At 66.2% G+C, this 284-nt stretch carries 1 protein-coding gene; it reads right to left on the bottom strand.

The window, feature by feature from the left end:
- A partial coding sequence (locus ACLQ2R_RS39670; RefSeq protein ID WP_425966564.1) for an AMP-binding protein occupies positions 1-284 on the bottom strand: 284 nt, incomplete at both ends.

The following is a 284-nucleotide window of genomic DNA, read 5'->3' as shown; positions in this document are numbered from 1 at the left end:
GGCAGGGGACCTGCGGGCAGGGTCTCACGCGTATAAGGGCCGCAGACGGAGAAGGTGGTGGTCTCGGTGGGTCCCCAACAGTTGACCAGTTCCAGGTGCGGATATCGCTGCAGGATGAGGGCGGTGTGGCGGGGGGAGACGGTCTCGCTGCCGGTGAGGAACCGGCGTAGACGGTCGAACAACTGTGGTTCGTGGTCGACCAGGAGAGTGAACAGGGAGGCGGTCGCGTGCAGCACGGTGATGTCGTGTTCGGCGACCCAGGCGGCGATGTCGGCGGGCGTGTA

Source organism: Streptosporangium sp. DT93, assembly GCF_049844535.1.
GTDB lineage: Bacteria > Actinomycetota > Actinomycetes > Streptosporangiales > Streptosporangiaceae > Streptosporangium.
The sequence above is the reverse complement of the archived record's forward strand: the minus strand, read 5'-3'. Positions and strand labels throughout refer to the sequence as shown.